Source organism: Rhodococcus sp. A14 (assembly GCF_011603105.1).
Taxonomy (GTDB): Bacteria; Actinomycetota; Actinomycetes; order Mycobacteriales; family Mycobacteriaceae; genus Rhodococcus_F; species Rhodococcus_F opacus.
In genome coordinates this window covers 1-1,670 of sequence record NZ_JAAOQS010000254.1, presented here as the reverse complement: position 1 = coordinate 1,670, position 1,670 = coordinate 1, and the positions used below count along the sequence as shown (strand labels likewise).

General features: G+C 65.8%; 2 protein-coding genes and 1 pseudogene. 1 reads left to right on the top strand and 2 read right to left on the bottom strand.

The annotated features are described in order from the left end of the window. Positions 1-215: 215 nt before the first annotated feature. Positions 216-368 carry a hypothetical protein gene (locus G9373_RS47535; RefSeq protein WP_240961163.1) on the bottom strand — a complete coding sequence of 51 codons (153 nt, stop codon included), beginning with the start codon at positions 366-368 and terminating at the stop codon, positions 216-218. Positions 369-677: 309 nt separating this feature from the next. Further along, entirely contained in the window at positions 678-1,067 is a 390-nt protein-coding gene (locus G9373_RS45170; protein WP_317612964.1) for a MarR family transcriptional regulator, read from the bottom strand. 282 nt (positions 1,068-1,349) lie between these two features. Here G9373_RS45170 and G9373_RS47530 point away from each other — a divergent pair. Continuing rightward, positions 1,350-1,670, top strand: a pseudogene (locus G9373_RS47530) (hypothetical protein); the annotation flags it as partial.

Sequence of the window (1,670 nt, the reverse complement as noted above, 5' to 3'; positions counted from 1 at the left end):
CCCTGAGCGAGTGGAGCACCGAACTCGCCGCCGCCGCCACCGGGATCGACCGCCGAATCAGCTGGAACCCCACCCAGAACACCGCCACCGCCCCCGAGGACGTCGACCTGCCCCAGATCGAACACACACTCCGCGGCGCCGTACGCCGCCTCGCCCGCGGCTGACCCATCCCGCCCACAGCGGGATCCGGTGTCGATCTCCCGATCGCGGGTGAATCACGGACCCGCGGCGTTGTCCGGTGGTCGGTGCGGGTTGCGGTGGCAGCAGGGACCAATCTCACTCAGCGCCCGGCCGCCGATGACGGTGCCGATCTGTTCGGGGACCAGGACCACGGGACGGCGGCCGTGGTGGATCAGGTGCGAGGACACCTACTCCCCCAACGCCCGCTCGCGGACGGACACCAGCCGGACCCTCCCGGGATGCAAGGTGGTGCACGCGTGGTTGCATTCTCCGCTCGACCGTCTCGACGATGCGCCATTCCCAATCGTCCCGGTCCGGTTCGATAGGAAGTCGTCGAGGTCGACGATGTGGGCGACATGCAGACACGCACGGAGCAGCACCGCGAGGCCCAGCGCGAAAGGCCAGCGCCCCTTGCATAGCGCCTAGCGAATGCAGTCGAGTGTCGACCTTACGCAGTCGTCTTCGGAAACTGACACCCGAACTCGTCCGGGAGGCGCTCAGCCGTCCGCCATGGTGCCCAGGCGCGCCAGTAACGGAGCAGCCTCGGCGAGTTGTGCAGCCTCGTCTGGACTCATTCCGTCCAGCAGACTTTGAACTCCGCGGATCCACATCTCGCCGATCAGACGGTTGTTGCGCTGAGCCACGGCCGTCTGATGCAGCCGGTGCGAGCGCCGATCATCGGGATCGGCACGTTTCTCGAGCAGCCCGCGGTCCACGAGGCTGCGGACGGTGGTGCTCACATTGCTGCTCTGCAGACCCAGGGACCGAGCAATGTCGGACACGGTGCATCCTGGGCGCTCCTCCACCGCACGGAGCACTTCGATCTCCGACTGCGGAAGCCGCGCCAGACCAGCTTCTCGTTCCCCGAACCGGCGCAAAGCCCACACCAAGGAACGCGCAGCGTGCGCCAGGCGCTGGACATCGGCATCGACTAGAGGCGCAGCGTTGGACACCACGCCAGCTTACCCTTATTGTATATCTATATTTAGATATAAATTTATATATTTAGGAAGGTTGATGTGAACCAGCACACCCAGGAAGCCGACCCTGCCGTGCAGGAGATGGAAGAGGCGGTCGCCGCTACGTCGGGCCACACCCGATCCACCCACCTTCCGGCGAAGTTGATCGCCACGCTCGCGCTGCTGGCTGCGGTGGCGCCGCTGGCCATCATGTACCTGCCTGCGTTCCCCGCCATGGCGACCGAGTTCGACACCAGCGCGTCCGCAGTGCAGTTGACCCTCACCACCTTTTTGATTGGTCTCGCCGCCGGGCAGCTCGTGTTCGGGCCGCTCTCTGGCCGCGCACCTCGCCGACCGGCACGCGTTGCTGGTGCTCAACAACTGCGAACACCTGGTCGCAGCGGTGGCGGCGCTGACCGAGACCCTTCTTCGGCGGTGCCCGCATCTGCACATTCTGGCAACAAGTCGGGAACCGTTGAACATCGGCGGGGAAGCCGTCCTGCGGCTGCCACCCCTAACGCTTCCCGACCC